Origin of the sequence: Bradyrhizobium sp. SZCCHNS30572 (assembly GCF_032484415.1) — a bacterium.
Lineage (GTDB): Bacteria > Pseudomonadota > Alphaproteobacteria > Rhizobiales > Xanthobacteraceae > Bradyrhizobium.
The window spans coordinates 421,195-445,794 of sequence record NZ_JAUESY010000008.1 but is presented as its reverse complement, the minus strand read 5'-3'; the positions used below and the strand labels follow the sequence as shown (position 1 = coordinate 445,794).

The window sequence follows — 24,600 nt, the reverse complement described above, 5'->3', positions numbered from 1 at the left end:
ATTTATGATCGCAGGAAGGCCTCGAGGCGGGCAAACAGCGGATTCTCGCGGTCGAGCACGTAGTCGAGCGAGGCGACCGAGACGGTCTCGGCACCATGCGTGCGCAGAAAGCTGCCGAGCGCGTAGATCTGCGCCGGCGGGCAGTGCAGGGTGAGCATGCCGGACGAGGTCGGGCCGCCGAACGGCGCCACGACGCCGAAACGGTTGTGCGCCTCGGTCAGCATTGCTGCGTCGCACCCTTTGAAGCGGGTGCGGACCTCGCGGTATTTGCTGGCGCGGGCGCGGGCATGGATGTGGTCGAGAATGATCCGGGCGCTCTCGCGCGGACCCTCCGACCAGTCGGCGTCGCGCGAGGCGACCAGGTTGGCCTGGCTGCGCAGGATCACGCCGTCGTCCAGCACCTTCAGCCCGTTGGCGGCGAGCGTCGAGCCGGTGCTGGTGATGTCGACGATCAGCTCGGCCGTGCCGACCGCGGGCGCGCCCTCGGTGGCGCCGGCGCTCTCGACGATGCGGTAATCGACGATGCCGTGGGCGGCGAAGAAGCTGCGCGTCAGGTTGATGTACTTGGTGGCGACGCGCATCCGGCGATTGTGCTGGGCGCGAAAACCGGTGGTGACGTCGTCGAGATCGGCCATGGTCCGAACGTCGATCCAGGCCTGCGGCACCGCGACGACCACGTTGGCGCCGCCGAAGCCGAGCGTATCGATCAGCAGCACGCGCTTGTCGGCATCGGTGATGCTCTCGCGCACGAGGTCCTCGCCGGTGACGCCGAGATGCACGCTGCCGCGCGCCAGTTGCGAGGCGATCTCACTCGCAGAGAGATAGGCGATCTCGACATTGTCGAGACCTGCGATGGTGCCGCGATAGTCGCGCGCGCCGCCGGGCTTGGACAGGTTCAGCCCGGCGCGGCCGAAGAAGGCTTCGGCATTCTCCTGCAGACGTCCCTTGGAGGGAACGGCAAGGACGAGGGGGCCGCTCATGATGCTCTCCCGACCGGGGACTTGCCCACGGCGCTGCTCTGGGCCAGGCGCTCGATCCAGATCGAGAAGCCGACGGCCGGAATCGACTCGGCGGCGCCGAGCTGGCTCAGCAGGCCGTCATAACGGCCGCCCGCGACCAGCGGCTCGTCGCCATTGTCAGGATGATGCAGCTCGAACTCGAAACCGGTGTAGTAGTCGAGGCCGCGGCCGAACGACGTGGCGAAGCGCACCTTGGCGATGTCGATGCCGCGCTGGGCCATGAAGCCGGCGCGGGCCTCCAGCGCGTCGATCGCGGCCGAGATGTCGAGCTTGGCATCGGCGGCGAGGGCGCGAAGCTGCTGGACGGCTTCGGTCGGGCTGCCGCTGATGGCGAGGAAGCGCTTGATGCGGTCCAGCGCGTCACGCGGCAGCGCCCCGCTCTTGAGGGTGGACTGCTCGAGGAAGCGGTCGGCGATCTCCGCCACCGTGCGGCCGCCGACGGCGGTTGCGCCGGCAATCGACATCAGGTCGGTGACCAGAGCGAGCGCCGCCTTGCGGTCGGAGCCGGCCAGAGCAGCGAGCACGCCCTCATACTCGTTGCGCGGTGCCACCGAGGCGATTGCCAGCCGCTCGAGGTCCTGCGCCAGGGTGCGCTTGCGGTTGAAGTCCTTGATCAGCCGCCGCCGCCAGACCGGATAGAGATCGAGAGCGTCGATCAAGGCCGTGAACAGCGCGACGTCGCCGGTGCGGATATCCACCGCGGCAAGGCCGGCGGTCGCGGTCGCCTCGATCGCCAGCGCCAGCATCTCGGCATCGGCAGCGGGCCGGTCCTGGCGGCCGAACGATTCGATCCCGGCCTGCAGGAACTCGCTCGGGCGGCCCTCGCGGTAGCGAAATACTGGACCAAGGTAGCTGAAGCCGGCCGGCTGCCCGGCGCGGGCCGAGGCGAGGTAGTCACGGGCGACGGGAATGGTCAGGTCGGGGCGCAGGCACAGCTCTTCGCCAGCGGCGTCGCTGGTCAGATAGAGGCTCTTGCGGATGTCCTCCCCGGAGAGGTCGAGGAACGGCTCGGCCGGCTGCAGGATCGCCGGCTCGGCCCGCTCATAGCCGGCCTGGGCGAAGGATTGCAGCAGCGTGTCCGCCCACGCGGCGGGTCCGGTCGGAGCGGGTCCGGTCATGTCGATTCGAGTTCCAAAGTGGCTTGGGCGCCCGCTGGAAGCGGCGGCTGCCCCTTAGCATGGCCGTTTGACGGTTTCGACTGGGAATGGCCGCGGCGCGCCACAATTGGTCGGATGCCTTAACCGCGGGCTCCGGCCCAGTCTCCGAGCGTCGCCTGAATTACGGCGAGGGCGGCAACGCCGGCCGTATCCGCGCGCAGGATGCGTGGGCCCAGGGGCAACCTGATCACATGCGGCTGGCGCAGCAGCAGCGTCCGTTCATCGTCGGCGAAACCGCCCTCCGGTCCGATCAGCAGGTCGATGCCGGCCGCATTCTGGCCGCCGCGCAGGGCCTGCAGCGGATCGGCCAGTTCGGCCGCCTCGTCGCAGAACACCAGCAGCCGCTCGGGTTGCCGCTGCGCGAGGAAGCGCTCCAGCGGCACCGGGTCCTTGACGTCGGCGAGGCTGAGGATGCCGCATTGCTCGGCGGCCTCGACCACGTTGGCGCGCATGCGCTCGCCATTCACGCGCGACACCTGGGTGCGACGGGTGATCACCGGCTCCAGCCGCGCGGCGCCCATCTCGACCGCCTTCTGCACCATGTAGTCCAGCCGCGCGTGCTTGAGCGGTGCGAAGACGTAGGCGATGTCCGGCAGCTGATCCTGCGGCCGGCTCTGCTGCTGGATCGTCAGGCCATCCGGCCGCTTGCGGCCCTCGATCACGGCCCGCCATTCGCCGTCGCGGCCGTTGAAGGCCAGCACGTGATCGCCGGCGCCAAGGCGCAGGACGTTGCCGAGATAATTTCCCTGGTTGCGGTCGAGCGCGACCGAGCCTCCCTCCTGCAGGGGCGCGTCGACGAACAGGCGCGGGGCGTTGAAGTCGTATGCGGGCATGGAGCGAAGCGGAGCCGATGATGGACGTTGCTTACCGGACCCACGCGCCAGCCGCAAAGCCGGAAGAGCCGTCACGTGGTGTTGTATCGGATATCGGCGATGGCGCCTTTCGGCCGTGCTGTCGACAGATTTTACCGTTTCGATCCCGCCGGTCGTCCCCCGGGACGGACATCCGACGATTCCGTAAGCCTCGATGCGGAGAACGGCCTTGATCTTGAGACATTCGACTTCGGCGCTTGCGATCTGGGCGCTGGTCGCGATCATCGCGGTGATGGTCGCCGCGCCGTCCCGGGCCGATGACAAGGCGGTCGCCGCGCCGCCGCAACGGGCGGCCCCCGCGGTTCCGGGCGGTGCCGGCGTGGCTGGCTTCCGCCCGCCCGAGACCTGCCTGAAGGAGTTTACCCCGCTGCGGGACGAGACCGCCCGCCGGGCCAAGCTGCTCAAGGCGGCGACCGAGCGGCGCTTTGCGCCCGGCGAGGCCTGTCAGCTGGTGCATGACTACGAGCTCGCCCAGACCAAGATGATCGACTACGCCGTCGCGCATGCCTCGCTATGTGGAATCCCCGCCAAGATCACCGATCAGTTGAAGGCGAATCACGAAAACACCCTGGCCGTGATGCGCAAGGTGTGCACGGCGACGTGAACCGTCCCGCCGGCCGCTGAACTGGCGACTCCGGCTTGACCAGGTGGGCGAGGGCGCGGAGTGAACGGATTTTTGGGCTCCGACGTTCGGGAAGGGCCTCGTTTTGGGCCTCCGCGCCGGTTGGAACCCGGCTGCGTCTCTGCGCCGCGGATGTGATCAAATCCGCGGTTGTGCTGGACGGGCGAGAATCGTAAAAGCCCCGGATCGGATCGTGCTTTCATCCGGAAGTGTTGAGGATTCTTGGTCTTGCCGGAGAACCAGCCTTGATCGTCCGCCAGTCTTTCATGCCGCTCGCCATTGCCGCGCTGGTGCTCTCCACAGGGCAGGTCTTCGCGCAGAGCTCGTTTCCCGCGCCGATGCCTGGCCAGGCCCAGACCAGCAATTCGCCGTTTCCACCCATCAACGGTGCGGCGCCGACCCGGGCCGCAGCCCCGGCAAGTCCGTTCCCCAGTCCAGGCGCCTCGGCGTTCGGCGGCGGTGGCGGTGGCGGCTTCCAGCCGGCCCCGATGGGAGCCGCGCCGCAGGGTGGCCCGCCGGAGAGCTGCATGAAGGAGTTCATGCCGCTGCGCGAGGAAGCCGAGCGTCGCGGCAAGCTGATCAAGGCCGCGAGCGACCGCAAGGCCTCGCCTGACGAGGCCTGCAAGCTGATCGCCAATTTCGGCAAGGCCGAAGTGAAGATGATCAAATATGTCGAGGCGCATGCGGCGAGCTGCGGCATCCCCCAGCAGATCTCCGATCAGCTGAAGGCCGGTCACAAGAACACCGACGCGCTGGAAAAGAAGGTCTGTGCCGTGGCGGCGCAGATGCAGTCGGGGGCCGGAAGGCCCGCGGCTCCGAGCCTGAGCGACGTGCTGGGCTCGTCGGCTGCGCTGCCTGAGGCCAACACGACGAAGAAGGGCGGTTCCGCCTTCGACACCATGACTGGCAACGTTCTCACCCGATGAGCACGACCGCCGTCCGCGTTGCTGACGCGACCGGCAACTGGGTCGACACGCTGGCGCCGGTGTGGAGCCGGCCTTACCTGCGGCTCGCCCGCTTCGATCGCCCGATCGGATCCTGGCTGCTGCTGATGCCGTGCTGGTGGTCGGCCGCTCTGGCGGCCGGGATCGGCGGGGATCTGTCCATGCTGCCTGCGTGGATCGGGCTCTATTTCGTCGGCGCGTTCGTCATGCGTGGCGCCGGCTGCACCTGGAACGACATCACTGACCGCGATCTCGACGCCAAGGTGGAGCGCACCCGTTCGCGACCGATTCCGGCCGGGCAGGTCGGCGTGAAGCAGGCGCTCGCCTTCCTGGTGGCGCAGGCCCTGATCGGCTTGGTTGTGCTGCTACAGTTCAACCGGTTCGCAATCGCCACCGGCATCGCCTCGTTGCTGATCGTCGCGATCTATCCGTTCATGAAGCGTGTCACCTGGTGGCCGCAGGTCGTGCTGGGTCTCGCCTTCTCGTGGGGCGCGCTGATGGGATTTGCGGTTGCGTTCGGCCGCATCGATGCAACCGCGCTGCTGCTCTACGCCGGGTCGATCTCGTGGGTGATCGCCTATGACACGATCTACGCACATCAGGACGCCGAGGATGACGCGCTGATCGGCATCAAGTCGACCGCGCGCCTGTTTGCCGAGCGCACCCATCTGGCGCTGGTCGTCTTCTACGGTTTGGCCGTCATGCTGATAGGGGCCGCCTTCGCGACCGCCCATGTGCATGTCGCGGCGTGGCTCGGGCTCGCGGGCTTTGCCGCGCATCTCGGCTGGCAGATCTGGCGTCTGGATATCGCCGATCCGGCGCTGTGCCTGCGGGTGTTCAAGTCGAACCGCGATGCTGGGCTGCTGATGTTCGCAGGGCTGCTGGTCGATGCCGTGCTGCGCGCAACCTGATCAGTTGCGCGCGATGATCTCGCGCTCGCCGCGATGGACCGAGGCCGGATTGAGCTGGCAGCCGACACGGCGGCGCATCAGGAAGCGCGGGCGGCGCGAGCGGATCGCGTTGCGGCGGCGGCGGCGCGGCGTGGCCTCGCGGCGCGCGTCCTGCAACTGCGGCAGCGCGAACGTCTCGCTCCACATCGCCCACGCAGCAACGATCTCGTTCTGGTCGTCGCTGACGCAGAGCGGGATGGTCAGGGAGGGGTCGCGGTGGACGAGCACCAGCATCACCTGCGTGGCGTCGATTTCGCGCACGCCGATGCCGAGGAAGTCGCTGACGCGGAGGTTCAGGGCCATGCGCATGCCGCTGACGGCACGACGCAGGACCACGCGCTCCCGGTGCAATTCGATCTGCCGGATCCCGCCATCAGCACGGGTATCGTGCGCGCTGTACGAGACGGGCAGGGAAAGAGGGTCGAGCCGCAGGACGCGGCCCGACCCAGCGGAATTGCTTCCGCCTGTTGCTGTTTGACGCCTCACGGCTTGGTCTCCCCGCCGGGATTATGCTCCCGGTCGATGCGTGTGACCTTGCCACGTGGATCGCCCGTATCGGCTTAACAAGCCTGGTTAATCAGATCTCACGCATGATCCTCTCACCGTCATGATTGACAAGCGCTTGCCCCGCATGATTGACGAGACCTTGCCGATTTGCCGACAATCCGATGTGCCGTCTGCCGTCCTGCTTGAAGTCGGCGTGAACAGGCCACATTTCGTTTGGATTGAGCCGTCTTCGCCGCCCACCTGACATCGATCGGATCGTGTTCGTGACCTCTTCCCCAGCCTCATCGTCGACATCAGCCCAATCAGATCTGCTCGACCAGTCCGCCCTGCGAACGCTCGCCGAGCGGCTGGTGGAAGCCGCGAGGAAGGCCGGCGCCGATGCCGCCGATGCCATCGCGGTGCGCGGCATCTCGCAAGGCGTCGAGGTCCGTGACGGGCGAGTCGAGGAATCCGAGCGCTCGGAAGGCGACGATGTCGGCCTGCGCGTTCTCGTCGGCAAGCGCCAGGCCGTGGTGTCGACCAACGACGTCAGCGGGGACGGCGTGGCGCGGCTGGCCGAGCGGGCCGTGGCGATGGCGCGGGTGGCGCCTGACGACCAATATGTCGGCCTCGCCGATCCGGCGCTGCTGGCGCGCGATATTCCCGAGCTCGACCTGCTCGATCCGCAGATTCCCTCGACCGCAGAGCTGGAGCGCCGTGCCCAGGAGGCGGAGGCCGCCGCGCTCGGCGTGAAGGGCGTGACGAAGTCCGGTGGTGCGTCGGCCTCGACCGGCATCGGCGGCATGGTGCTGGTCACGAGCGACGGTTTTCACGGCGCCTATCTGCGTTCGAGCCAGAGCATCTCGACGACCGCCATTTCCGGCGAAGGCACCGGGATGGAGCGCGACTACGACTACACGGCGGCTCCGCACGGCGCCGACCTGCTGGCGCCCGCGGCCGTCGGGCGCAGCGCTGGCGAACGCGCGGTGGCGCGCGCCAATCCGCGCAAGGTTGCGACGTGCCAGGTGCCGGTGGTATTCGATCCCCGCGTGTCCGGCTCGCTGGTCGGACATCTGGTCGGCGCCATCAACGGCGCCTCGATTGCGCGCAAGACCAGCTTCCTCAAGGACAAGCTCGGCGCGCAGCTCTTCGCCAAGGGCATCCGCATCATCGATGATCCGCTGCGCAAGCGCGGACTGCGGTCGCAGCCGTTCGACGCCGAGGGCGTGAAGGTGAAGCAGACCGCGCTGGTCGACGATGGCGTGCTGACGACGTGGCTGCTGGACTCGGGCACCGCGCGCGAGCTCGGCATGGTGACGACCGGCCACGCCCATCGCGGCGTGTCGTCGTCGCCTTCGCCCGGTCCGTTCAATCTGCATCTCGAAGCCGGCGTCGTGACAGCCAAGGAGCTGATCTCGGACATCAAGCAGGGCTTCTACGTTACCGACCTGATCGGCTCGGGCGTCAACGGCGTCACCGGGGACTACAGTCGCGGCGCGTCCGGCTTCTGGATCGAGAATGGCGAGATCGGCTATGCCGTGAGCGAGGTGACGATCGCCGGGCATCTGTTCGAGATATTCAAGTCGATGACGCCCGCCAGCGATCTGGAATTCCGCTATGGCCTCAATGCGCCGACGGTGCGCATCGAAGGATTGACGCTTGGCGGACGATGAGATCGAGAAACCGAACGAGACCAGCCTCGCGGCAGACGCCAGGCTCCTGAAGGAGGCGGTCCGCGAAGCCGGCGAGCTCGCACGTTCGATGTTCGGAACGGAGCTGCGCAAATGGACCAAGGGGGCGTCGTCGCCCGTCTCCGAAGCCGACATGGCGGTCAATGCACTGCTCGAACGCAGGCTGCGATCCGCAACGCCGGATTACGGCTGGCTGTCCGAGGAAAGCGCGGATGATCGGGAAAGACTCGGCCGGTCGCGAGTCTGGATCGTCGATCCGATCGACGGCACGCGGTCCTATCTCGGCGGCCGCAACGACTGGTGCGTGAGCGTTGCGCTGGTCGAGCACGGTGCGCCGATACTCGCCGCCGTGCATGTCCCGGTCAGCGAGGAGTTCTTCTTCGCCGCCCGCGGTAGCGGCACCACGTTGAACGAACAGCCGGTTCGGGTGGCGCCCGGACGAGAGCTCGAATTCTCGCGCGTGGCCGGTCCAAAACCGTTGGTTGAGCGGCTGGCTCCGGATTCTGCGCGGATTGAACTCCATCCGCGAATCGGATCATTGGCGCTGCGCCTTTGCCGTGTCGCGCATGGCGGGCTCGATGCCGCTTTTGCAGGCGGGCAAAGCCGCGATTGGGATCTTGCGGCGGCTCATTTGATCGTGCAGGAAGCGGGGGGTAAAATGACCGCGTTGTCCGGCGAGGCGATCCTCTATAATCGTCCGGAGGTGGTGCACGGGGTGCTGGTGGCAGCGGGCCGCGACCGACATGCCGACATCGTCGCGCAGTATCGCAGGTTACCGCCGGACTGAACGCCCTGGATCGCACCCTCCACGTCGCCTGCAAGGCGTTGACTAGGAAACGATACCGATGACAGATAGCGCCTCGCAGCAGCTCCTTCACCTCGTGATCGGCGGCGAGCTCATCAATCTCGACAAGAACGAATTCAAGGATCTCGACAAGGTCGATATCGTCGGCGTCTATCCGAACTACGCGGCGGCCCACGCCGCCTGGCGAGCCAAGGCGCAGATGACGGTCGACAACGCCCACATGCGCTATTTCATCGTTCACCTGCACCGGCTGCTCGATCCCGGTCAGGATGCGAAGTAAGACGCAAAGCTCGCGACTTGAAACATCTGATCCGTAATACGCTGCGTAGCGGCTGGTTCCAGCGCGCCGTCGGGTTTCTCGCGGCCGAGTACCTGCGGCTGGTGTGGCTGACCAACCGCTTCACCTATGAGCCGCCGGAGGTCTACGACATCGTCGAGCCGCAGATGCCGGCGATCTTCGCGTTCTGGCACGGCCAGCATCTGCTCACCCCCTTCATCAAGAACAAGCCGAGCTATCGCGCCAAGGTGCTGATCTCCCGGCATCGCGACGGCGAGTTCAACGCGATCGCCGCCGAGCGGCTCGGCATCGGAACCATCCGCGGCTCCGGCGATCATGGCTCCTCCTTCCACCGGAAAGGCGGGGTGGGGGCGTTCAAGGAGATGGTGCGGGCGCTCGAAGACAACTATAATGTTGCATCGACCGCCGATGTGCCGAAGCGGGCGCGGATTGCGGGTCTCGGCATCATCATGCTCGCGCGCGAATCAGGACGTCCGATCATGCCGTTCGCAATGGTCACGAGCCGCTTCATCCGCCTGAAGAACTGGGACAGCACCACCATCAATTTGCCATTCGGCCGCGGCGCATTGGTGGGAATCAAGGAAATCAACGTGCCGCGCGATGCCGACGCCGCGATGATGGAAGAGGCACGTCTCGACCTCGAGGCGACGCTGAACGAATGCATGCGCCGCGCCTATGAGATCGTCGGCCGTCCCGAGGCCTGTCCTCCGCCGGTCGCGTCGGGAGCATCGAGTGCCTAGCCCCCTGCCGATGGCCCTGCGTGTCTACCGCGGGTTGTCCTCGGCGGCGGTGCCGCTTGCGCCGGCACTGATCAGACAGCGGCTCAAGCATGGCAAGGAGGATCCCGAGCGGACCGACGAGCGGCGCGGCCTGAGCCATGACACGCGCCCGCTGGGTCCGCTGGTCTGGATTCACGGTGCCAGCGTCGGCGAGGTGCTGGCGGCGGCGGCGCTGATCGAGCGGCTGCGTGAGCTCAACATCCGCATCCTCATCACGTCCGGCACCGTGACGTCGGCCGCCATCGTGGCCAAGCGCTTCCCGCCCGACGTGATCCACCAATACGTGCCCTATGACACGCCGCGCTTCGTGGAGCGGTTTCTCGATCATTGGCGTCCCTCGCTCGGGCTGTTCATCGAGTCGGACCTCTGGCCGAATCTCATCCTCGCCGGCGCCTCGCGGCGGGTGCCGATGGTGGTGATCAACGGCCGCATGTCGCCGCGCTCGTTCCCGCGCTGGCGCCGCATGTCCGGCACCATCTCCGCCTTGCTCGGACGCTTTGATCTCTTCCTGACGCAGTCGCAGGCGGATGCCGACCGGTTCGCCGCGCTCGGCGCGCGCAACGTCATCACCACCGGCAATCTCAAGCTCGACGTGCCGGCGCCGCCCGCCGATCCGGCGAAGCTCGATCGGCTCACGGCGATGACGCGCGGCCGTCCGGTCGTCGTCGCCGCCTCCACGCATCCCGGCGAGGACGAGATCCTGATTGCGGCCCACAGGGCCTTGTCGGTGTCCTATCCGTCGCTGCTCACCGTGATCGTGCCGCGCCATCCGCATCGCGGCCCGGCGGTCGCCGAGCTCGTCGCAAGTGCCGGCCTGCGGGGCGCCTTGCGGTCGCGGGAGGAACAGCCGCTCGCCGGCACCGACATCTACGTCGCCGACACGATGGGTGAGCTCGGCCTGTTCTACCGGCTGGCGCCGGTCGTGTTCATGGGCGGCTCGCTGGTCGAGCATGGCGGCCAGAATCCGATCGAGGCCGTCAAGCTGGGTGCGGCCATCGTGCACGGGCCGCACGTGTTCAACTTCACCGACGTCTATGAGTCGCTGGACAAAGCCGGGGGAGCCAGGCTCGCCCACGATCAGGAGGCGCTGATCCGCCAACTCCGGCAACTGCTCGCTGATCCCGCAGCCGGCAACAGCCTGGTTGCGGCAGGAACGCGGGTGGTCGATCAGCTCGGTGGCGCGCTGGAGCGGACGCTGTCAGCGCTCGAGCCGTATCTGTTGCAGGTCAGGCTCGAGATGGGGGCCGCCGGCGATGCGTGAGCCGGCCTTCTGGCATCGGCCGGCCTCCTGGCAATCGCGTCTGCTGTCTCCGCTCTCGACACTCTACGGCGCCGTTGCCGCACGCCGGATGGCGCAAGGCGGCGTCGATGCCGGCCTGCCGGTGATCTGCGTCGGTAATTTCCACGTCGGCGGAGCCGGCAAGACGCCGACCGTGCTGGCGCTGACGGATATTCTGCGTGACCTCGGCGAGCGGCCGGTGGTGCTGAGCCGTGGCTATGGCGGCCGGCTGGGCGGTCCCGTCGTCGTCGATCCTGCGGTCCATGAGGCTGCCGATGTCGGCGACGAGCCGCTGATGATGGCCGCGCGGGTGCCGGTCGTCGTGGCGCGCAATCGCGCCGACGGCATCGGTCTCGTCAAGGCGCAAGGCGCCACCGTCATCCTGATGGACGATGGCTTCCAGAATCCGTCGATCACGAAGGATCTCGCGCTGATCGTGATCGACGGCGCGCGCGGCCTCGGCAATGCCGAGGTGTTTCCCGCCGGACCATTGCGCGCGCCGCTGCCGCCGCAACTGGCGCGCACCGACGCATTGGTCGTGATCGGCAGCGGCCGAGCCAGCGAGGCGGTCGCCTCACATGTGTTGTCGGCCGGCAAGCCGGTGTTTTCAGCCGCGTTGCAGCCAGATCCGCAGATCGTTGCGGCGCTGCGGGGCAGGCCGTTGCTGGCGTTTGCCGGGATCGGCGACCCCGCCCGCTTCTTCCGCACCCTTCGCGGCGCTGGTCTCGACGTCAGGCGCGAGCGTACCTTTCCGGATCACCACCCGTTCACGGCGGGCGACGTCGTAGCCCTCGCCAATGAAGCCAGACGTGATGGATTTGCCCTGGTGACCACGGAAAAGGATCTCGTGCGGTTCCGCGGCCACGAGGCCGCGCCCGATGTCATGGCATTCCCGGTCACACTGCAGTTCGACGATCTCGCCGCGTTGCGCGCGCTGGTTGTGCAACGGCTGTCAGCGAAGCGCAAAGATCAGCCGTTGGCCTTCAATGCGCCAGGATAATGCCGCTGCAGCACGGCGCTCGGCAGGGCGTAGGCTTCCTGCAGATCGACACTCCAATACTTCAGCTCGTCCAGCGGAATCCGCACATCGGTGACCGCGCAGCGCACATAGCTTCCCGGTGAGATCACCCGGAAATCGCCATCCAGATACTGCACCTGCGCCTCGCCCTGGCCCGAGGGACCAAACTTGTTGAGCACGTCCGCGATCTCCAATTCCTTGACGTGAAGTCCCCCTACGCGGGCGCCGCGCGCACACGAAAGGCCGAATTTCGATGATTTCCTAGCATAGATGGGGGACGCTGTCCCCCCGCGCAAACCCACTGATTTGTGATGCTTCTGCTCGAAACTCCGTGCTAGCTAGATTGCGATATCCGCCGCTTGTCCCGCCCGGCTGGTTTGATGCGCTCCCTCGTCGCCATCGTCGTCTCACTGCTCTGCGCCACGGCGTTTCCAGCCTTGGCAGAGCCGTTGCCAGCGCCCGTCGCGGTCGAGATCCCCTCGGGAAGCTATGTGCTGCACGCCCAGCTCTACCGGCCGAAGGGGGCCGGCCCGTTTCCGGTCGTCGTCGCGCTCCACGGCTGCGGCGGGCTTTCCGGCCGCTCGGAGCCGGTGCTGCCGCGCTATCGCGACTGGGCCGAGGAACTCGTCAGGGACGGCAAGGCCGTCCTGCTGCCGGACAGCTACGGCTCGCGCGGGCTGGGCCCGCAATGCCGCGTCAAGGAGCGTCGTATCAGCGGCCGGCGCGAGCGTGTCGCCGACATCGTGATCGCGCAGAAATGGTTGGCCGAGCAAGCCTGGGCGATGCCCGACCGGGTCAGCCTGGTCGGCTGGGCGGCCGGCGCGAGCGCGCTGTTGTGGGCGGTGCGCCCGCAATTGCCCGAGCATGTCTCGCCGGATTTTCGCTCGGCGGTGGCGTTCTATCCGGATTGCCGCGCCTCGTCCGGCCTCGGCTGGAGCACGCGCGTCCCGACATTGGTGCTGATCGGCGGCCTGGACGACGTCTATTCGCCGCCCGCATGCCGGCAGATGATCGATGGCGCGCGCGGCCGCAGCGCGCTGACCCGCATCGTCATCTATCCCGGCGCCTATCACGATTTCGATCGTGTGAACCTGCCGCTGCATCAGGTCGCGGGATCCGACGCCGGGGCGCCCGAGCGCGGCCATGTCGGCTCGGATCCCGAGGCGCGCGCCGATGCGCAGAAGCTCGTGGCCGATTGGCTGGCGCGCTGAAGGCCACTCAGAAGAGGCTGCCTTGGTCGGCGGGATCGGGCGTGCGCTTCGGTGCCGAAGGCTTGGCCTCGCGCGCAGGTTTCGGCGATGACGGCGCTGCCGGCGGAAGCGGGCGGTCCGCGCCCGCCGTGGCCGCGACCTTGCCGTCCGCAAATTCGATCGAGAGCGCGGCGCCCGGACCGATGCTCGCGGCATGGTGCAGCGGGTGGCCGGTCTCGTCACGCACCAGGGCAAATCCACGGGCCAGCACGCTGCGATAGGACAGCGCGGTGAGGAGCTTCTCGTTCTGGCCGACGCGGGCCGACAGGCGCTGAAGCTGGGTCAGCAACGCGCGCCGGGCCCGCTCGGCAAGACGTTCGGTTCGGTCGCGCTCGCGACCGATGGCCTGGCGCTTGGCCTGGGCGTAGGCTTGGCGCGAGGCCTTGAAGCGGGCGTCGAGCGCCTCGAATCGCTCGCGCCGCCGGTGCAACTGGCCGCGCGACGACAGCGACAGCCGCTCGGACGACGCGATGAGACGATGGCGTGATTGCGCGATCTGCGCGTGCAGCACGCGCAGAGTGAGCTTGGCGCTCGCCGCCGCGAATTGGCGAAAGTGTACATGCGTGTTGGTCTTCAGCGCGCGTGGCAGGTTGGCGGCCGCCGAATCCAGCCGCTGCCTGGGAATGGCGAGCAGATCGCTAGGGCCGGGCAGGGCGCGCGCGGCGGCGCGCAGCTCGTTGCGCCGGCTCTCCTGGCTGCGCTGCCAGCAGACGCCGACGCGGCGCGCGAGGCTTGCGACCTCCTGCATCAGCTCGCTGCGCACCGGCACCGCCATTTCCGCGGCTGCGGTCGGCGTTGGCGCACGTTTGTCGGCGGCGAAATCGATCAAGGTCACGTCGGTCTCGTGGCCGACCGCCGAGATCAGCGGGATCATGCTCTCGGCCGCGGCGCGGACCACGATCTCCTCGTTGAACGACCACAGGTCCTCCAGCGAGCCGCCGCCGCGCGCGACGATCAGCACGTCGGGCCGCGGGATCGGGCCATCCTGCGGCAAATCGTTGAAGCCACGAATCGCGGCGGCAACCTGCTCGGCCGAGCCTTCGCCCTGCACCTTCACGGGCCAGACCAGCACGCGGCGAGGAAAGCGGTCCTCGAGCCGGTGCAGGATGTCGCGGATGACGGCCCCGGTCGGCGAGGTGACCACGCCGATCACCTCGGGCAGCCATGGCAGCAGTTGCTTGCGTGCGGGATCGAACAGTCCTTCGGCCCCGAGCTTCCGCTTGCGCTCCTCCATCAGCGCCATCAGCGCGCCGATCCCGGCCGGCTCCAGCGCCTCGATGACGATCTGGTATTTCGACGAGTTCGGATAGGTGGTGAGCTTGCCGGTGGCGATCACCTCGAGCCCCTCCTGGGGCTTGAAGCGCATGCGGCCATGCACGCCCTTCCAGATCACCGCCTCGATCTTGGCGCTCTCGTCCTTGAGCGCGAAATAGCAATGCCCCGAGGAATGCGGCCCGCGAAAGCCGGTGATTTCGCCGCGCACCCGGACATGGCCGAACTGGTCCTCGACCGTGCGCTTCAGCGCCGAGGACAGCTCGGTGACGGTGAATTCGGGCGCGTTGGGCAAGGCTTCCGCAGGCGGCATCGCTGTTTGATTCGGTTCAGGGAGCAGCAGCCAAGGTAGGGGCTTTCCGCGTCCGCCGCCAATCAAGCCATTGCCCTTTCGATAACTCTATAATACAGAGTACTCTGTAAAATGCAGAAAGCTGGAGGACAGCGTGCGACGCGGCGCGAAGTTCCTGTTTCGGGTCCTAGGATGGGGGCTCTGCCTCTTGGGCATGCTCGCTTTGGCCCTGGCTGCGATGATCGCGACGCCACTGGTGCGCCCGCCCGAGCTCAAGTCGATCTCGGAGACGGCCGGCCAGGTCGACCGCAGCACCATGCCCGGCCTGCAGCGCTTCAGTGCCCGCGATGGCACCGAGCTCGCCTATCGCCACTACCCGGCGCGCGGAACGGCTGTCGGCAAGGTCGCCATCGTGGTCCACGGCTCCTCCGGCTCCAGCGTCGCCGTGCATGCCCTTGCCGATGCGTTGGCGGCGCGCGGCATCGATACCTTCGCGCCCGACATTCGCGGCCATGGCGGTTCCGGCACCCGCGGCGACATCGGCCATCTCGGACAGCTCGAAGACGATCTCGCCGACCTCGTCGCCGAGGTCAGGAGGTCGATTCCGGCCCAACCGATCGTGTTGCTCGGCCATTCGGCTGGCGGCGGCTTCGCGCTGCGCGCGGCGAGCGCCCCGATCCAGGATCTGTTCACGCGCACCGTGCTGCTCGCGCCCTATCTGGGTTACGACGCGCCGACCAACCGGGAGAATTCGGGCGGCTGGGCCGGTCCCGACATTCCGCGCATCCTGGCGCTCGGCGTGCTCAGGCGCATCGGCATGCCGTGTTGCGAGGCACTGCCTGTGCTGGCCTTTGCTGTCAGGCCGAACTCGGAGAAATTCCTGGCGCCGACCTACAGCTACCGGCTGTTCCGCAATTTCGCGACCCGTGGCTACAAGGCCGATTTCACTGCGGCGAAGCACCCGGTGACCGTCATCGCCGGCGCCGATGACGAGCTGATGCTCGCCGACAAATATGCAGATGCGGTGCACGCCGTCGTGCCGGGCGTTGACGTGAAGCTGATCGCTGGCGTCAATCACATGGAGATCGTGTCGGCGCCGCAGGCGGTGAGCGCGATCGCCGAGGACGTGGCGACGCACTAGAGGTCCAAACCGCATGATCGACAGCCTGGAAGCCGCGCGGGCGCTCAGCGACATCGAGGATGTGACGAAGCGCGTGCGGCAGTCGCAGATCTATCGGCTGTCGAGCCTGCTGATGATCCTCTGGGGCGTTCTCGTCTTCGCCGGCAATCTCGTGACCTATCTCGCGCCCAATTACGCGGACAAGGCCTGGCTATCGGTCTATGTCCTCGGTCTGGCCGGGTCGCTGGGGTTGGGCGCGACGGAGAAGGCGCGTTCCGGCGTACGCAGCTTCGATCTCCGGGCGCTGCTCGCCTTCGTCATGTTCTTTGCGTTCGGCTTCTTCGTCGAAGCGATCGGCCATTTCGGACCGCGCGAGATGGGCGCATTCTGGCCGATCTATTTCATGCTGTTCTACGGCCTCGCCGGCTTGTGGTTCGGCGCGGCGTTCACGGTGTTCGGCCTTTGCGTCACCGCGTTGACCCTGGTCGGCTACCTCTTCATCGGCAAGGCTTTCCCGTTGTGGATGGCGTTCGTCAATGGCGGTGGCCTGGTTCTCGGCGGCTTGTGGATGCGGCGGAGCTGACGGTTTGGCGGAGCTCGACGAGATCATCCACCAACCGCTGCGGCTGAAGATCATGGCGGCGCTGAATGCCCTGCCTGCCGTGGCCGGGCTGGAATTCGTCCGGCTGAAGAAGCTGACCGGCGCCACCGACGGCAATCTCGGCGCGCATATCGACACGCTGGCGCGCGCCGGCTACGTCGCCGTGGACAAGGCCTTCGTCGGCAAGAAGCCGCAGACCACGGTCACGGCGACCGCGGCCGGCCGTGCGGCCTTCGCCCGCTATGTCGCGAACCTGCAGGGCATCATTGCCGGCGCTGCCGCGAAGCCGCCGGAGCCATGATTTGACTCCGTTGCGAGGGCCGGGCAATTGGGGCGTCCAAATTGGCCCACCCCTGCGACGGCATCGACGATGAACATTCTGCTCCTTGGTTCCGGCGGCCGTGAGCACGCGCTCGCCTGGAAGATTACCGGCTCGCCGCTGCTCACCAAGCTGTGGTGCGCACCCGGCAATGCCGGGATCGCCAAGGAGGCCGAATGTGTCGCGCTCGACGTCGCCGATCATGCGGCGGTGATCGCCTTCTGCCGGGCGAACAAGGTGGATCTGGTGGTGGTCGGCCCCGAGACGCCGCTCGCCGCCGGCATCGTCGATGATCTCGAGGCTGCCGGCATCAAGGCGTTCGGCCCATCCAGGCTCGCCGCCAAGCTCGAGGGCTCCAAGGGATACACCAAGGATCTCTGCGCCGAATACGACATCCCGACCGGCGCCTACTGCCGCTTCGACAATGCCCCCGAGGCGCTCGCTTATGTCCGCGAGCACGGCGCTCCGATCGTCGTCAAGGCAGACGGACTCGCGGCCGGCAAGGGTGTCGTCGTGGCCAAGACGGTTGCCGAGGCCGAGGACGCCATCAAGATGATGTTCGAGGGCGGCTTTGGCGTCGCTGGCGCCGAGGTCGTCATCGAGGAGTTTCTCGAAGGACGGGAGGTGTCGTTCTTCGCGCTGTGCGACGGTGAGACCGCGATACCGCTGGCCTCCGCCCAGGACCACAAGCGGGTGTTCGATCACGACCAGGGACCGAACACCGGCGGCATGGGAGCGTATTCGCCGACGCCGTTCGTGACGCAGGAGATTCATGACGAGATCATGAATCAGATCATTCAGCCGACCATTGCCGGGATGAGCGCCCGGGGCACACCCTTCAAGGGCATTCTCTATGCCGGCCTGATGCTGACGGCTCAGGGGCCGAAGCTGTTCGAATACAACGTGCGCTTCGGCGATCCGGAATGTCAGGTGCTGATGCTGCGGATGATGTCGGATCTCGTGCCCGCCATGCTGGCCGCCTGCGATGGGCAGTTGAAGAATTTCGACCTGCGCTGGTTTCCCGACGCCGCCGTCACCGTGGTCATGGCCGCGAAGGGCTATCCCGGCGACTACGCGAAGGGTGGTGTCATCGAGGGACTCGACGATGCCGCGAGGATCGAGGGCGTGGAGATCTTCCACGCCGGCACGGTGGCGAAGGACGGCGCCATTCTCGCCAATGGTGGGCGCGTCCTCAATGTCTGCGCGTCGGGAAAGAGCGTCGCCGAGGCTCAGGCGCGGGCCTATCAGGCCGTCGACCGCATCAAATGGGCTGACGGCTTCTGCCGGCGCGACATTGCCTGGCAGGCGGTGGCGCAGGAAAGCGGTCGGGGCTGAGCATCGTGATCGCCGCAGTCGGCCCCGCAAGGCTATTTTTCCCGCGAGAATTGTGGCAGTTCCATAGACTCATGCCGTGATGGGATGAATCAGTTCCGCCGTGGAACGGAGGGGCCATGGAATGCGCGCGGTGCGGCAGGCAGAATCAGCCCGGGAGAGCCTCGTGCGACCGGTGCGGCGAGCCGCTCAGCCTCAGATGTGAGGCGTGCAACCAGACCAACAGCCCGTCGAATCGCTTCTGCGGCCAATGCGGCGCGCCGTTGCCGGGCCGGCTGGCTCAGCCGGATCAGAACGCCCAGCGGGTGCTACGGACCCTGAGCAGCAAGGGCGGTGAGCGCAAGCGACTCACCATCCTGTTTGCCGACATTCGCGACTCGACCCAGCTCATCGATAGTCTCGGCGATCCCGAACTCGCGATGCAACGGCTCGATCCGGTCCTCAACCTCATGAAAGAGGCCGTCCACCGCTATGACGGCGTCGTCAACAAGACACAGGGCGACGGCGTCATGGCCCTGTTCGGCGCGCCGGTGCCGCACGAGGATCACGCCGTGCGTGGCTGCCTCGGTGCGCTCGCGATGCAGGACTCGATCGCCCGCCTGGCGGATCCGCATCTGCAGGTCCGCGTCGGACTGCACACCGGCGAGGTGATCGTCCAGGTCGTCGAGAACAGCATGTACCAGACCTACGATGCGGCCGGCGCCAACGTGCATCTGGCCAATCGTCTGGAGCACATGGCCGAGCCAGGGACCATCCTCATCAGCAAGGAGACCTACACCGGCGCCAGGCAGTTCGTCGAAGCCGAGCCGCTCGGCACCCGCACGCTGCGCGGCATTGCCTCGCCGGTGTCGATCTACAAGCTGATCGGCCGCCTGAACGCGCCGGCGAGCGACGTCTTCCGCAGCGGCCAACGCCTGTTGCCGCTGATCGGGCGCAACGCTCAGCTTGCGGTGCTCGAACGCGAGCTCGACGACGTCCTGGCGGCGCGTGGCGCTGTGGTCGGCATCGTCGGCGAGGCCGGCATCGGCAAGAGCCGGCTGTGCTTCGAGTTCGCCGAGCACTGTCGCCGCCAGGGCATTCGCGTCTACGAGGCGCGCGTGCTGGCACATGGCCGCGCCACCCCGTTCCAGCCGGTGCTCGAATTGTTGCGCGACTTCTTCGGCATCCGGGCGAAGGAGCCCGTCGAGGTGTCGCGACAGCGCGTGGTCGACAGACTCGAGGCCCTCGGCATTCCCGATACGGCGCTGGTGCTGCTGCTGGACTTCATGAGCCTTGCCGATCCGTCTCGTCCTGCGCTTCGGCTCGATCCGGGCGTGTTCAAGACGCGTCTCCTCAACGTGTTCAAGACGTTGTTCCGCTCGGCGCCGGCGGATGGCGCCGTGGTGATCATGATCGAGGACCTGCATTGGCTCGACGAGGCCAGCGAGGAGTTCGTCGAGGCGCTCGCGGAGGCCTCGATCGGCACCAAGACGCTGCTGGTCGTGAACTACAGGCCTGGTTTTGCCGCGTCCTTCATGCAGCGGGCTCCGTTTCACGAGCTGCACATCGTGCCGCTCGCATCCGCCGAGGCGCGCAAACTGCTGCGCGGCGTCTTCGGCGACGACGCATCGCTCGAGGCGCTGGTCGGCGACATCATCGAGCGCGCGCAGGGCAATCCCTTCTTCCTCGAGGAGCTGGCGAGCGCGGTCTCCGAGAGCGGCGGGTTCGAGGGTGAGCGCGGCGCCTATCGGCTGAAGGGCGGGATCGGCCCGATTCCGCTGCCGCCGACGGTGCATGCCGTGGTAGCGGCCCGCATCGACCGTCTGAGCGAGACCGCCAAGAGCGTCCTGGAAACAGCGGCTGTGATCGGCCGCTCGGTCGCGCTCGCCGTGCTCAAGCCTGTCGTGGGGCTCAGCGAGGCGGACCTGTTCGACGCGCTCGCACAACTGAGGCATGCCGATCTTCTCTATGATCTGCCGCCGTTCGACATGGGCGTGCTCGCCTTCCGCCATCCGCTGATCCAGGAGGTGGCCTATGCCATGCAGCTGCGCTCGCGCCTGAGCGGCGTGCACGTGGCCGTGGCCAAGGCGATCGAGGCGCTGGATTGGGGCACGCAGGACGAGTTCGCCGCCCTGATCGCCTCGCACTACGAATTCGCCGGCCAGACCATGCAGGCCGTCGAGCATCTGCAGCGCGCGGCGCGCTGGATCGGCCGCACCAATACGGCCGAGGCACTGCGGCTTTGGAAAAAGATCCGCTCCATGCTGCAGACGGTGCCGCCATCCGAGCACGTCGATCGCCTCAGGGCGCTTGCCAGCGGCCAGATCCTCAATTGCGGATGGCGGGAGGGCATCTCGGCCGAGGAGGTGAGGCCTTTCGCCGAGGAGGCGCTGCGCTATGCGCGCTCCTCGGACAAGATGCACGAGCCGATCCTGCTCGGCGCTTACGGCCGCGTCCTCGCCTCGACCGGCGCAGCCGACGACTACGTCAACCTCGTGCAGAATGCGGTCAAGCTGACCTCGGAGGAGGGCGATGTCGGCCGCTATGCGACCGTCAACGCCATGCTGGCGCAGGCGCTTCTGCTGTCGGGGAGAGCACGAGACGCGCTAGCAGCGGCGAACACGGCGCAGGCGACGATCGCTAACCAAGGTGGTTTTGACAGTAGTGTAACCCTGGGGCTGACGCCAAATCAGATCCTGGGATTCGATGTTGAATATTGGATCAAGTGCCTCAGGACGCGAATCCTGGTCCAGCTCGGCTGTTTCGCTGAGCTCGAAATTCAGCTTTTCGAACTGTTGAATACCCCTCCCGAACAGTTGGCTCCGGTGGTCCGTTTTATCCCGCACTTTGCCGCTGTTGAGTTTGCTCGATGGCAAGGTCGTGCTGAAGCCGCAGCTCTGCACTCTGCCGAGCTGCTTCAGATCGCTGAAGCGTCGGGCATGCCGTACATTCGGGTGCAGGCGTTGGCAGGGGCTGGTCTTGCTCGGGCGGCTGCAGGCGATTTCACTCACGCCGCGTATGATCTCAGGGAAGCGATCGAGTACTCGAGGCGCGCCAGGGCAGGTCTCGAGTTCGAAGCGCGCATGATGAGCGATCTGGCTGACGTCCTTTATCGCGCAGGAGACCTCCGTGGTGCACGCGACGTTGCTGAGGAAGCCAGCGTCATCGCCCGACGCAGGACGGATAGGATCGGTGAACTCCACGCGGTGCTGCTGCGATGTTTGATCAGTTCGTCCGACTCCGATTTTCGGAACGACGCAGAAGCTGTCGGATCGCTGCTCGACGCCGAGCGCCTACTGGAAGTCTCGGGTGCCGAGGTCTACAAACCCATGTTGATAGCGTGCCGATCCTCTCTTGAAGGTACTAGATGACCCGTGCAGTATGCCCGCTTTCCATGAAGCATTATTAGGAGGCTGGGCGCATGGGGATGATGATTAAAGACAGTACTACGCTCGATATTCTTGTGCAGTTGAACAGGCGTTTCGAGGCTGAAGCTTTGCCGGAAATGGTCGAGCTGCAGCGCGAGTTTGGAGTTTTTTCACTGCAGCATGACTTGCAGCAATCGTTCGCTTTGCTGGGGATCGTGCCGCAGGATTGGACTGAGCGTCGCCGGTGGTACCGTTTCTTGGAACACCTCAGGACCTATCCCTCCGATCTTGATGGCGTGAATGGTCACGACCGTGTCATCCGGGCGTTCAAGGACGACCTGGAATCCGAGAAGCCGCTTCCTGTTTCGATTGTCTGCCATTCGGCAGCGGACGATCCTCGGGTGACGGTTACGCAAGGCCGTCCGGTCGTGTTCTCGCTCGAAACGCATGTGATCGTTTCGATACCGACCACTCCCGGACGAGAGGCGCGTCAGAACCTGGCCGAAGTTGCTCGCACCAGGCGTGTTCAGAAGCGCGGCAAAAAATGAGCCTGACCGCAGGCGACGGCGCCGGACAAAAGGCTCCTTCTATTCAGGCCATTTGCTCCGACGTCGATGCCTACTACACCGCATGCGTCGCGCGTCATGGCGCGACGCCGCGGGGCGTCGACTGGTCATGCGAGGCGACGCAGGGCCTGCGCTTCGTGCAGCTGATGAAGCTGTGCGATGCGTCGGCGCCGTTCAGCCTCAACGACATCGGCTGTGGCTATGGCGCGCTGGTGCCCTTTCTGGCTGCGCGCTATCCGACCTGCGAGATCGACTATCTCGGCATCGATCTGTCGCGCGCCATGATCAGCCGCGCCCGTCGGCGCTTTGCTGGCCCGCAGCGGCGTTTCCTCGTTGCCGCGGAGAGCCCGCGCATCGCCGACTACTCGGTCGCGTCCGGCATCATGAACGTCAATGTCGGCTATCCGCGCCAGGCCTGGGAGAGTTACATCAAGGGCCTGTTGCGGCAGATGTTCGCCACCAGCCGCCGCGGCTTCGGCGTCAACTTCATGCGGGCCCACGGTGACGATGACGAGGCCTCCGATGCCGCGACGGCGCGGCTGTACCGGACCACGCCGGAGATCTGGGCGGCCCATTGTGAGCGCGAGTTTGCCGCGCCGGTCGAGGTCATCGGCGGTTACGGCATGAAGGAGTTCACCCTGCTGGTGCGCCGCAGACCCGAGGCGGCCGTCTCGGACGGCGATCCGTCGCACTGATGTCCGCAGCTCCGTTGCTCTCATCCAAGCCCGGTCGACACGCTGCCGCGATCGCGCGCGCGGTGGATGTGCTGATCTCCTCGAAAGGTCACGCCAGCCCCTTGCGGCTTGAACGGGCCTGCGCACTGTTGCGCCAGCATGCGCCGCTGCACTGGGTCGAGCGCCCGGGCGTGCGTCCGTTCTGGGCCGTCACGCGCTACGCCGACATCGTCGCGATCGAGACGCGGAGCAGGGATTTCGCTGCGGGACCCCGCACCTATCTTGCCAGCGAAGCCTCGGAGGCCGTGCTGCAGCGGGTCACCGGCAAGCCGCAGGCCGTCCGCAGCCTCACCGAGATGGATGCCCCGGATCACGCCGCCTATCGCGCGGTCATCCAGGGCGCCTTCGCGCCGCCGGCTCTGCGCGCGATGGAGAGCTGGCTGACGCAATGGGCTGCCGAGATCCTCGACCGGGTTGCCGTGCGCGGTGATGCTTGCGATTTCGCACGCGACGTCGCGCTGCCTTTCACCTTCCGCGTCATCGGTCGCATGCTGGGCACGCCCGAAGCCGATGACGCACGGCTTGCCCGGCTCGCCCAGGGGTTCGTGGCCGCCGAGGATCCGCAGCGGCGTTTTGCCGAGGCGCCCGGCGACACCATGCGCATGGCCATGCTGGCGCTGCGCGACTACTTCGAAGCCGTGGTCGCCGACCGCCGCGCCAGCCCGCGCGACGATCTCGCCAGCCTGATCGCAGAGAGCGCGCCGCATGGCGCCGCAATGCCGCATTACGAGCTGATCTCCTATTTCATCCTGCTGGTGACGGCCGGCCACGACACCACCTCGCTCGCTTTGGCCGGCGGGCTCGAGGCGCTGCTCGCGGACCCGGGCCAGCTCGCGCGGTTGCGCGCCGAGCCTGAGCTGCTCGATCCGGCGATCGAGGAGATGCTGCGCTGGACCACGCCGGTGCGCCATTTCATGCGGACGGCGGTCGGCGACACCGAGGTCGCCGGCCAGGTCATTCGCGAGGGCGAGGCGCTGGCCTTGTTCTTTCATTCCGGCAACCGCGACGAAGCCATGTTCGACGACGCCGGCACGTTCCGGATCGATCGCAGTCCGAATCCGCATATCGCCTTCGGCCGCGGTCCGCATGTCTGCATGGGGCTGCAGCTGGCGCGGATGCAGATGCGCGCGGTGTTCGCGGAGCTGCTCCGTCGTACGTCGCATATCGCGCTCGCCGGACGGGTGCGCCGGGTCGAGTCGCCGTTCATGAGCGGGGTCAGCAGCCTTCCCATCCACATCCGCTTTCGCGAATGATGCGGCCGGGGCGAGGCCTCGTCAGCGCCGCGCCTTGAAGAAGTCCTTCAGCATCTGCGACGCCTGTTGCTCGCCGACGGCCGAATAGACCTCCGGCGCGTGGTGGCAGGTGGGCTGGCAGAAGAACCGCACGCCGGATTCGACGGCGCCGCCCTTGGGATCGGCGGCCCCATAATACAGCCGGCGGACGCGGGCGAAGGAGATGGCGCCAGCGCACATCGTGCACGGTTCCAGCGTGACGTAGAGGTCGCAATCGACCAGCCGCTCGCTGCCGATCGCCTGCGCGGCCTGGCGCAGCGCCAGGACCTCGGCATGGGCGGTGGGGTCGCGGTCGGTCAGAGTGCGGTTGGCGGCGGTGGCGATGACCACGTTGTCCCGCACCACGACGCAGCCGATCGGCACCTCGCCGGAAATTGCGGCCGATTCGGCCGCTTTCAACGCCAGATCCATGAAAGAAGGAGCGTTCATGGCTCGTAATGCCCGGATAAGTCTGGTACTGCATCGCCCTTCAGCAAAACCGGACCTCGATTTCCCGCGTGACAGGCGCTGCTCAGAGCGCGCGTACCACGCGACGTCCCGCACCTCAAAGTGAGA

25 protein-coding genes are annotated in these 24,600 nt (G+C 66.9%); 18 read left to right on the top strand and 7 right to left on the bottom strand.

Annotated features, from left to right (window positions below; translation table 11 throughout):
• Nucleotides 1–2: 2 nt before the first annotated feature.
• The 3 genes from hisG to QX048_RS24555 form a co-directional block, all read right to left on the bottom strand.
• The gene (gene hisG, locus QX048_RS24565; protein ID WP_315753420.1) at nt 3–980 is read right to left on the bottom strand and encodes an ATP phosphoribosyltransferase; all 978 of its coding nucleotides are present in this window, start codon (nt 978–980) and stop codon (nt 3–5) included.
• The gene (locus QX048_RS24560; RefSeq protein WP_315825397.1) at nt 977–2,137 is read right to left on the bottom strand and encodes an ATP phosphoribosyltransferase regulatory subunit; all 1,161 of its coding nucleotides are present in this window, start codon (nt 2,135–2,137) and stop codon (nt 977–979) included. The genes hisG and QX048_RS24560 overlap by 4 nt, the downstream gene beginning before the upstream one ends.
• Nucleotides 2,138–2,256: 119 nt before the next feature.
• Entirely contained in the window at nt 2,257–3,009 is a 753-nt protein-coding gene (locus QX048_RS24555) for a 16S rRNA (uracil(1498)-N(3))-methyltransferase (protein ID WP_315825396.1), read from the bottom strand.
• Nucleotides 3,010–3,217: 208 nt separating this feature from the next.
• Between QX048_RS24555 and QX048_RS24550 the strand changes: the two genes are divergently transcribed.
• The 3 genes from QX048_RS24550 (at nt 3,218) to ubiA (ending at nt 5,525) form a co-directional block, all read left to right on the top strand.
• Entirely contained in the window at nt 3,218–3,652 is a 435-nt protein-coding gene (locus tag QX048_RS24550) for a hypothetical protein (protein WP_315716677.1), read from the top strand.
• A gap of 266 nt (nt 3,653–3,918) precedes the next feature.
• The gene (locus tag QX048_RS24545) at nt 3,919–4,596 is read left to right on the top strand and encodes a hypothetical protein (RefSeq protein ID WP_409998679.1); all 678 of its coding nucleotides are present in this window, start codon (nt 3,919–3,921) and stop codon (nt 4,594–4,596) included.
• Entirely contained in the window at nt 4,593–5,525 is a 933-nt protein-coding gene (ubiA, locus tag QX048_RS24540) for a 4-hydroxybenzoate octaprenyltransferase (RefSeq protein WP_315825395.1), read from the top strand. Before QX048_RS24545 ends, ubiA begins: the two co-directional genes overlap by 4 nt.
• On the opposite strand, the gene QX048_RS24535 is transcribed toward ubiA, so the two are convergent.
• Complete coding sequence (locus tag QX048_RS24535) at nt 5,526–6,050, bottom strand: DUF6101 family protein (RefSeq protein WP_315825394.1); 525 nt, start codon at nt 6,048–6,050, stop codon at nt 5,526–5,528. It lies immediately after the preceding gene.
• Between the two features lie 284 nt (nt 6,051–6,334).
• On the opposite strand from QX048_RS24535, the gene QX048_RS24530 reads away from it, so the two are divergent.
• From QX048_RS24530 to lpxK, 6 genes are read left to right on the top strand one after another with little or no spacing between them, the layout of a single operon-like run.
• A complete protein-coding gene (locus QX048_RS24530; RefSeq protein ID WP_409999197.1) occupies nt 6,335–7,723 on the top strand; it encodes a TldD/PmbA family protein in 1,389 nt (462 codons plus the stop codon).
• A 1-nt stretch (nt 7,724) separates the two neighbouring features.
• Nucleotides 7,725–8,528: a 3'(2'),5'-bisphosphate nucleotidase CysQ gene (locus tag QX048_RS24525; protein WP_315753464.1), complete on the top strand. Its 804-nt coding sequence runs from the start codon at nt 7,725–7,727 to the stop codon at nt 8,526–8,528.
• 58 nt (nt 8,529–8,586) lie between these two features.
• Nucleotides 8,587–8,826: a DUF4170 domain-containing protein gene (locus QX048_RS24520; protein WP_009031572.1), complete on the top strand. Its 240-nt coding sequence runs from the start codon at nt 8,587–8,589 to the stop codon at nt 8,824–8,826.
• A 17-nt stretch (nt 8,827–8,843) separates the two neighbouring features.
• Nucleotides 8,844–9,584: a lysophospholipid acyltransferase family protein gene (locus QX048_RS24515; RefSeq protein WP_315716682.1), complete on the top strand. Its 741-nt coding sequence runs from the start codon at nt 8,844–8,846 to the stop codon at nt 9,582–9,584.
• The gene (locus QX048_RS24510; protein WP_315753428.1) at nt 9,577–10,884 is read left to right on the top strand and encodes a 3-deoxy-D-manno-octulosonic acid transferase; all 1,308 of its coding nucleotides are present in this window, start codon (nt 9,577–9,579) and stop codon (nt 10,882–10,884) included. Before QX048_RS24515 ends, QX048_RS24510 begins: the two co-directional genes overlap by 8 nt.
• Nucleotides 10,877–11,902, top strand: coding sequence for a tetraacyldisaccharide 4'-kinase (lpxK, locus tag QX048_RS24505; protein ID WP_315825392.1), 1,026 nt, complete (start codon nt 10,877–10,879; stop codon nt 11,900–11,902). Before QX048_RS24510 ends, lpxK begins: the two co-directional genes overlap by 8 nt.
• On the opposite strand, the gene QX048_RS24500 is transcribed toward lpxK, so the two are convergent.
• Complete coding sequence (locus QX048_RS24500; RefSeq protein ID WP_315716685.1) at nt 11,872–12,099, bottom strand: DUF2093 domain-containing protein; 228 nt, start codon at nt 12,097–12,099, stop codon at nt 11,872–11,874. The two genes, lpxK and QX048_RS24500, sit on opposite strands and share 31 nt — an antisense overlap.
• A gap of 201 nt (nt 12,100–12,300) precedes the next feature.
• On the opposite strand from QX048_RS24500, the gene QX048_RS24495 reads away from it, so the two are divergent.
• Complete coding sequence (locus QX048_RS24495; RefSeq protein WP_315716686.1) at nt 12,301–13,131, top strand: dienelactone hydrolase family protein; 831 nt, start codon at nt 12,301–12,303, stop codon at nt 13,129–13,131.
• A gap of 7 nt (nt 13,132–13,138) precedes the next feature.
• Here the strand turns inward: QX048_RS24495 and xseA are convergent, their stop codons facing one another.
• On the bottom strand, nt 13,139–14,755 hold the full coding sequence (gene xseA / locus QX048_RS24490) for an exodeoxyribonuclease VII large subunit (RefSeq protein WP_315825391.1): 1,617 nt from the start codon (nt 14,753–14,755) through the stop codon (nt 13,139–13,141).
• Nucleotides 14,756–14,948: 193 nt separating this feature from the next.
• Here xseA and QX048_RS24485 point away from each other — a divergent pair, with 193 nt between their 5' ends.
• The 8 genes from QX048_RS24485 (at nt 14,949) to QX048_RS24450 (ending at nt 24,006) form a co-directional block, all read left to right on the top strand.
• On the top strand, nt 14,949–15,875 hold the full coding sequence (locus tag QX048_RS24485) for an alpha/beta hydrolase (protein ID WP_315825474.1): 927 nt from the start codon (nt 14,949–14,951) through the stop codon (nt 15,873–15,875).
• A gap of 13 nt (nt 15,876–15,888) precedes the next feature.
• The gene (locus tag QX048_RS24480; RefSeq protein WP_315753434.1) at nt 15,889–16,437 is read left to right on the top strand and encodes a hypothetical protein; all 549 of its coding nucleotides are present in this window, start codon (nt 15,889–15,891) and stop codon (nt 16,435–16,437) included.
• Nucleotides 16,438–16,441: 4 nt separating this feature from the next.
• Nucleotides 16,442–16,756, top strand: coding sequence for a transcriptional regulator (locus QX048_RS24475; RefSeq protein ID WP_315716689.1), 315 nt, complete (start codon nt 16,442–16,444; stop codon nt 16,754–16,756).
• 69 nt (nt 16,757–16,825) lie between these two features.
• Entirely contained in the window at nt 16,826–18,109 is a 1,284-nt protein-coding gene (purD, locus tag QX048_RS24470) for a phosphoribosylamine--glycine ligase (RefSeq protein WP_315825390.1), read from the top strand.
• A 116-nt stretch (nt 18,110–18,225) separates the two neighbouring features.
• Nucleotides 18,226–21,456 (top strand): AAA family ATPase, encoded by a 3,231-nt coding sequence (locus tag QX048_RS24465; protein WP_315825389.1) that lies wholly within the window; start codon nt 18,226–18,228, stop codon nt 21,454–21,456.
• Nucleotides 21,457–21,506: 50 nt separating this feature from the next.
• Entirely contained in the window at nt 21,507–22,001 is a 495-nt protein-coding gene (locus QX048_RS24460) for a hypothetical protein (RefSeq protein WP_315825388.1), read from the top strand.
• Entirely contained in the window at nt 21,998–22,714 is a 717-nt protein-coding gene (locus QX048_RS24455; RefSeq protein WP_316191451.1) for a class I SAM-dependent methyltransferase, read from the top strand. Before QX048_RS24460 ends, QX048_RS24455 begins: the two co-directional genes overlap by 4 nt.
• Nucleotides 22,714–24,006: a cytochrome P450 gene (locus QX048_RS24450; RefSeq protein ID WP_315825386.1), complete on the top strand. Its 1,293-nt coding sequence runs from the start codon at nt 22,714–22,716 to the stop codon at nt 24,004–24,006. The genes QX048_RS24455 and QX048_RS24450 overlap by 1 nt, the downstream gene beginning before the upstream one ends.
• Before the next feature lie 21 nt (nt 24,007–24,027).
• Here the strand turns inward: QX048_RS24450 and QX048_RS24445 are convergent, their stop codons facing one another.
• A complete protein-coding gene (locus tag QX048_RS24445) occupies nt 24,028–24,474 on the bottom strand; it encodes a nucleoside deaminase (protein ID WP_315825385.1) in 447 nt (148 codons plus the stop codon).
• Between the last annotated feature and the right edge of the window lie 126 nt (nt 24,475–24,600).

Coding starts and splice junctions, on each gene's coding strand:
- QX048_RS24520 (WP_009031572.1), top strand. CDS start 8,587: ATGACAGATAGCGCCTCGCAGCAGCTCCTTCACCTCGTGATCGGCGGC.
- QX048_RS24495 (WP_315716686.1), top strand. CDS start 12,301: ATGCGCTCCCTCGTCGCCATCGTCGTCTCACTGCTCTGCGCCACGGCG.
- QX048_RS24555 (WP_315825396.1), bottom strand. CDS start 3,009: ATGCCCGCATACGACTTCAACGCCCCGCGCCTGTTCGTCGACGCGCCC.
- QX048_RS24460 (WP_315825388.1), top strand. CDS start 21,507: ATGGGGATGATGATTAAAGACAGTACTACGCTCGATATTCTTGTGCAG.
- ubiA (WP_315825395.1), top strand. CDS start 4,593: ATGAGCACGACCGCCGTCCGCGTTGCTGACGCGACCGGCAACTGGGTC.
- QX048_RS24445 (WP_315825385.1), bottom strand. CDS start 24,474: ATGAACGCTCCTTCTTTCATGGATCTGGCGTTGAAAGCGGCCGAATCG.
- QX048_RS24455 (WP_316191451.1), top strand. CDS start 21,998: ATGAGCCTGACCGCAGGCGACGGCGCCGGACAAAAGGCTCCTTCTATT.
- QX048_RS24485 (WP_315825474.1), top strand. CDS start 14,949: ATGCTCGCTTTGGCCCTGGCTGCGATGATCGCGACGCCACTGGTGCGC.
- QX048_RS24480 (WP_315753434.1), top strand. CDS start 15,889: ATGATCGACAGCCTGGAAGCCGCGCGGGCGCTCAGCGACATCGAGGAT.
- purD (WP_315825390.1), top strand. CDS start 16,826: ATGAACATTCTGCTCCTTGGTTCCGGCGGCCGTGAGCACGCGCTCGCC.
- QX048_RS24560 (WP_315825397.1), bottom strand. CDS start 2,137: ATGACCGGACCCGCTCCGACCGGACCCGCCGCGTGGGCGGACACGCTG.
- lpxK (WP_315825392.1), top strand. CDS start 10,877: ATGCGTGAGCCGGCCTTCTGGCATCGGCCGGCCTCCTGGCAATCGCGT.
- QX048_RS24450 (WP_315825386.1), top strand. CDS start 22,714: ATGTCCGCAGCTCCGTTGCTCTCATCCAAGCCCGGTCGACACGCTGCC.
- QX048_RS24465 (WP_315825389.1), top strand. CDS start 18,226: ATGGAATGCGCGCGGTGCGGCAGGCAGAATCAGCCCGGGAGAGCCTCG.
- xseA (WP_315825391.1), bottom strand. CDS start 14,755: ATGCCGCCTGCGGAAGCCTTGCCCAACGCGCCCGAATTCACCGTCACC.
- hisG (WP_315753420.1), bottom strand. CDS start 980: ATGAGCGGCCCCCTCGTCCTTGCCGTTCCCTCCAAGGGACGTCTGCAG.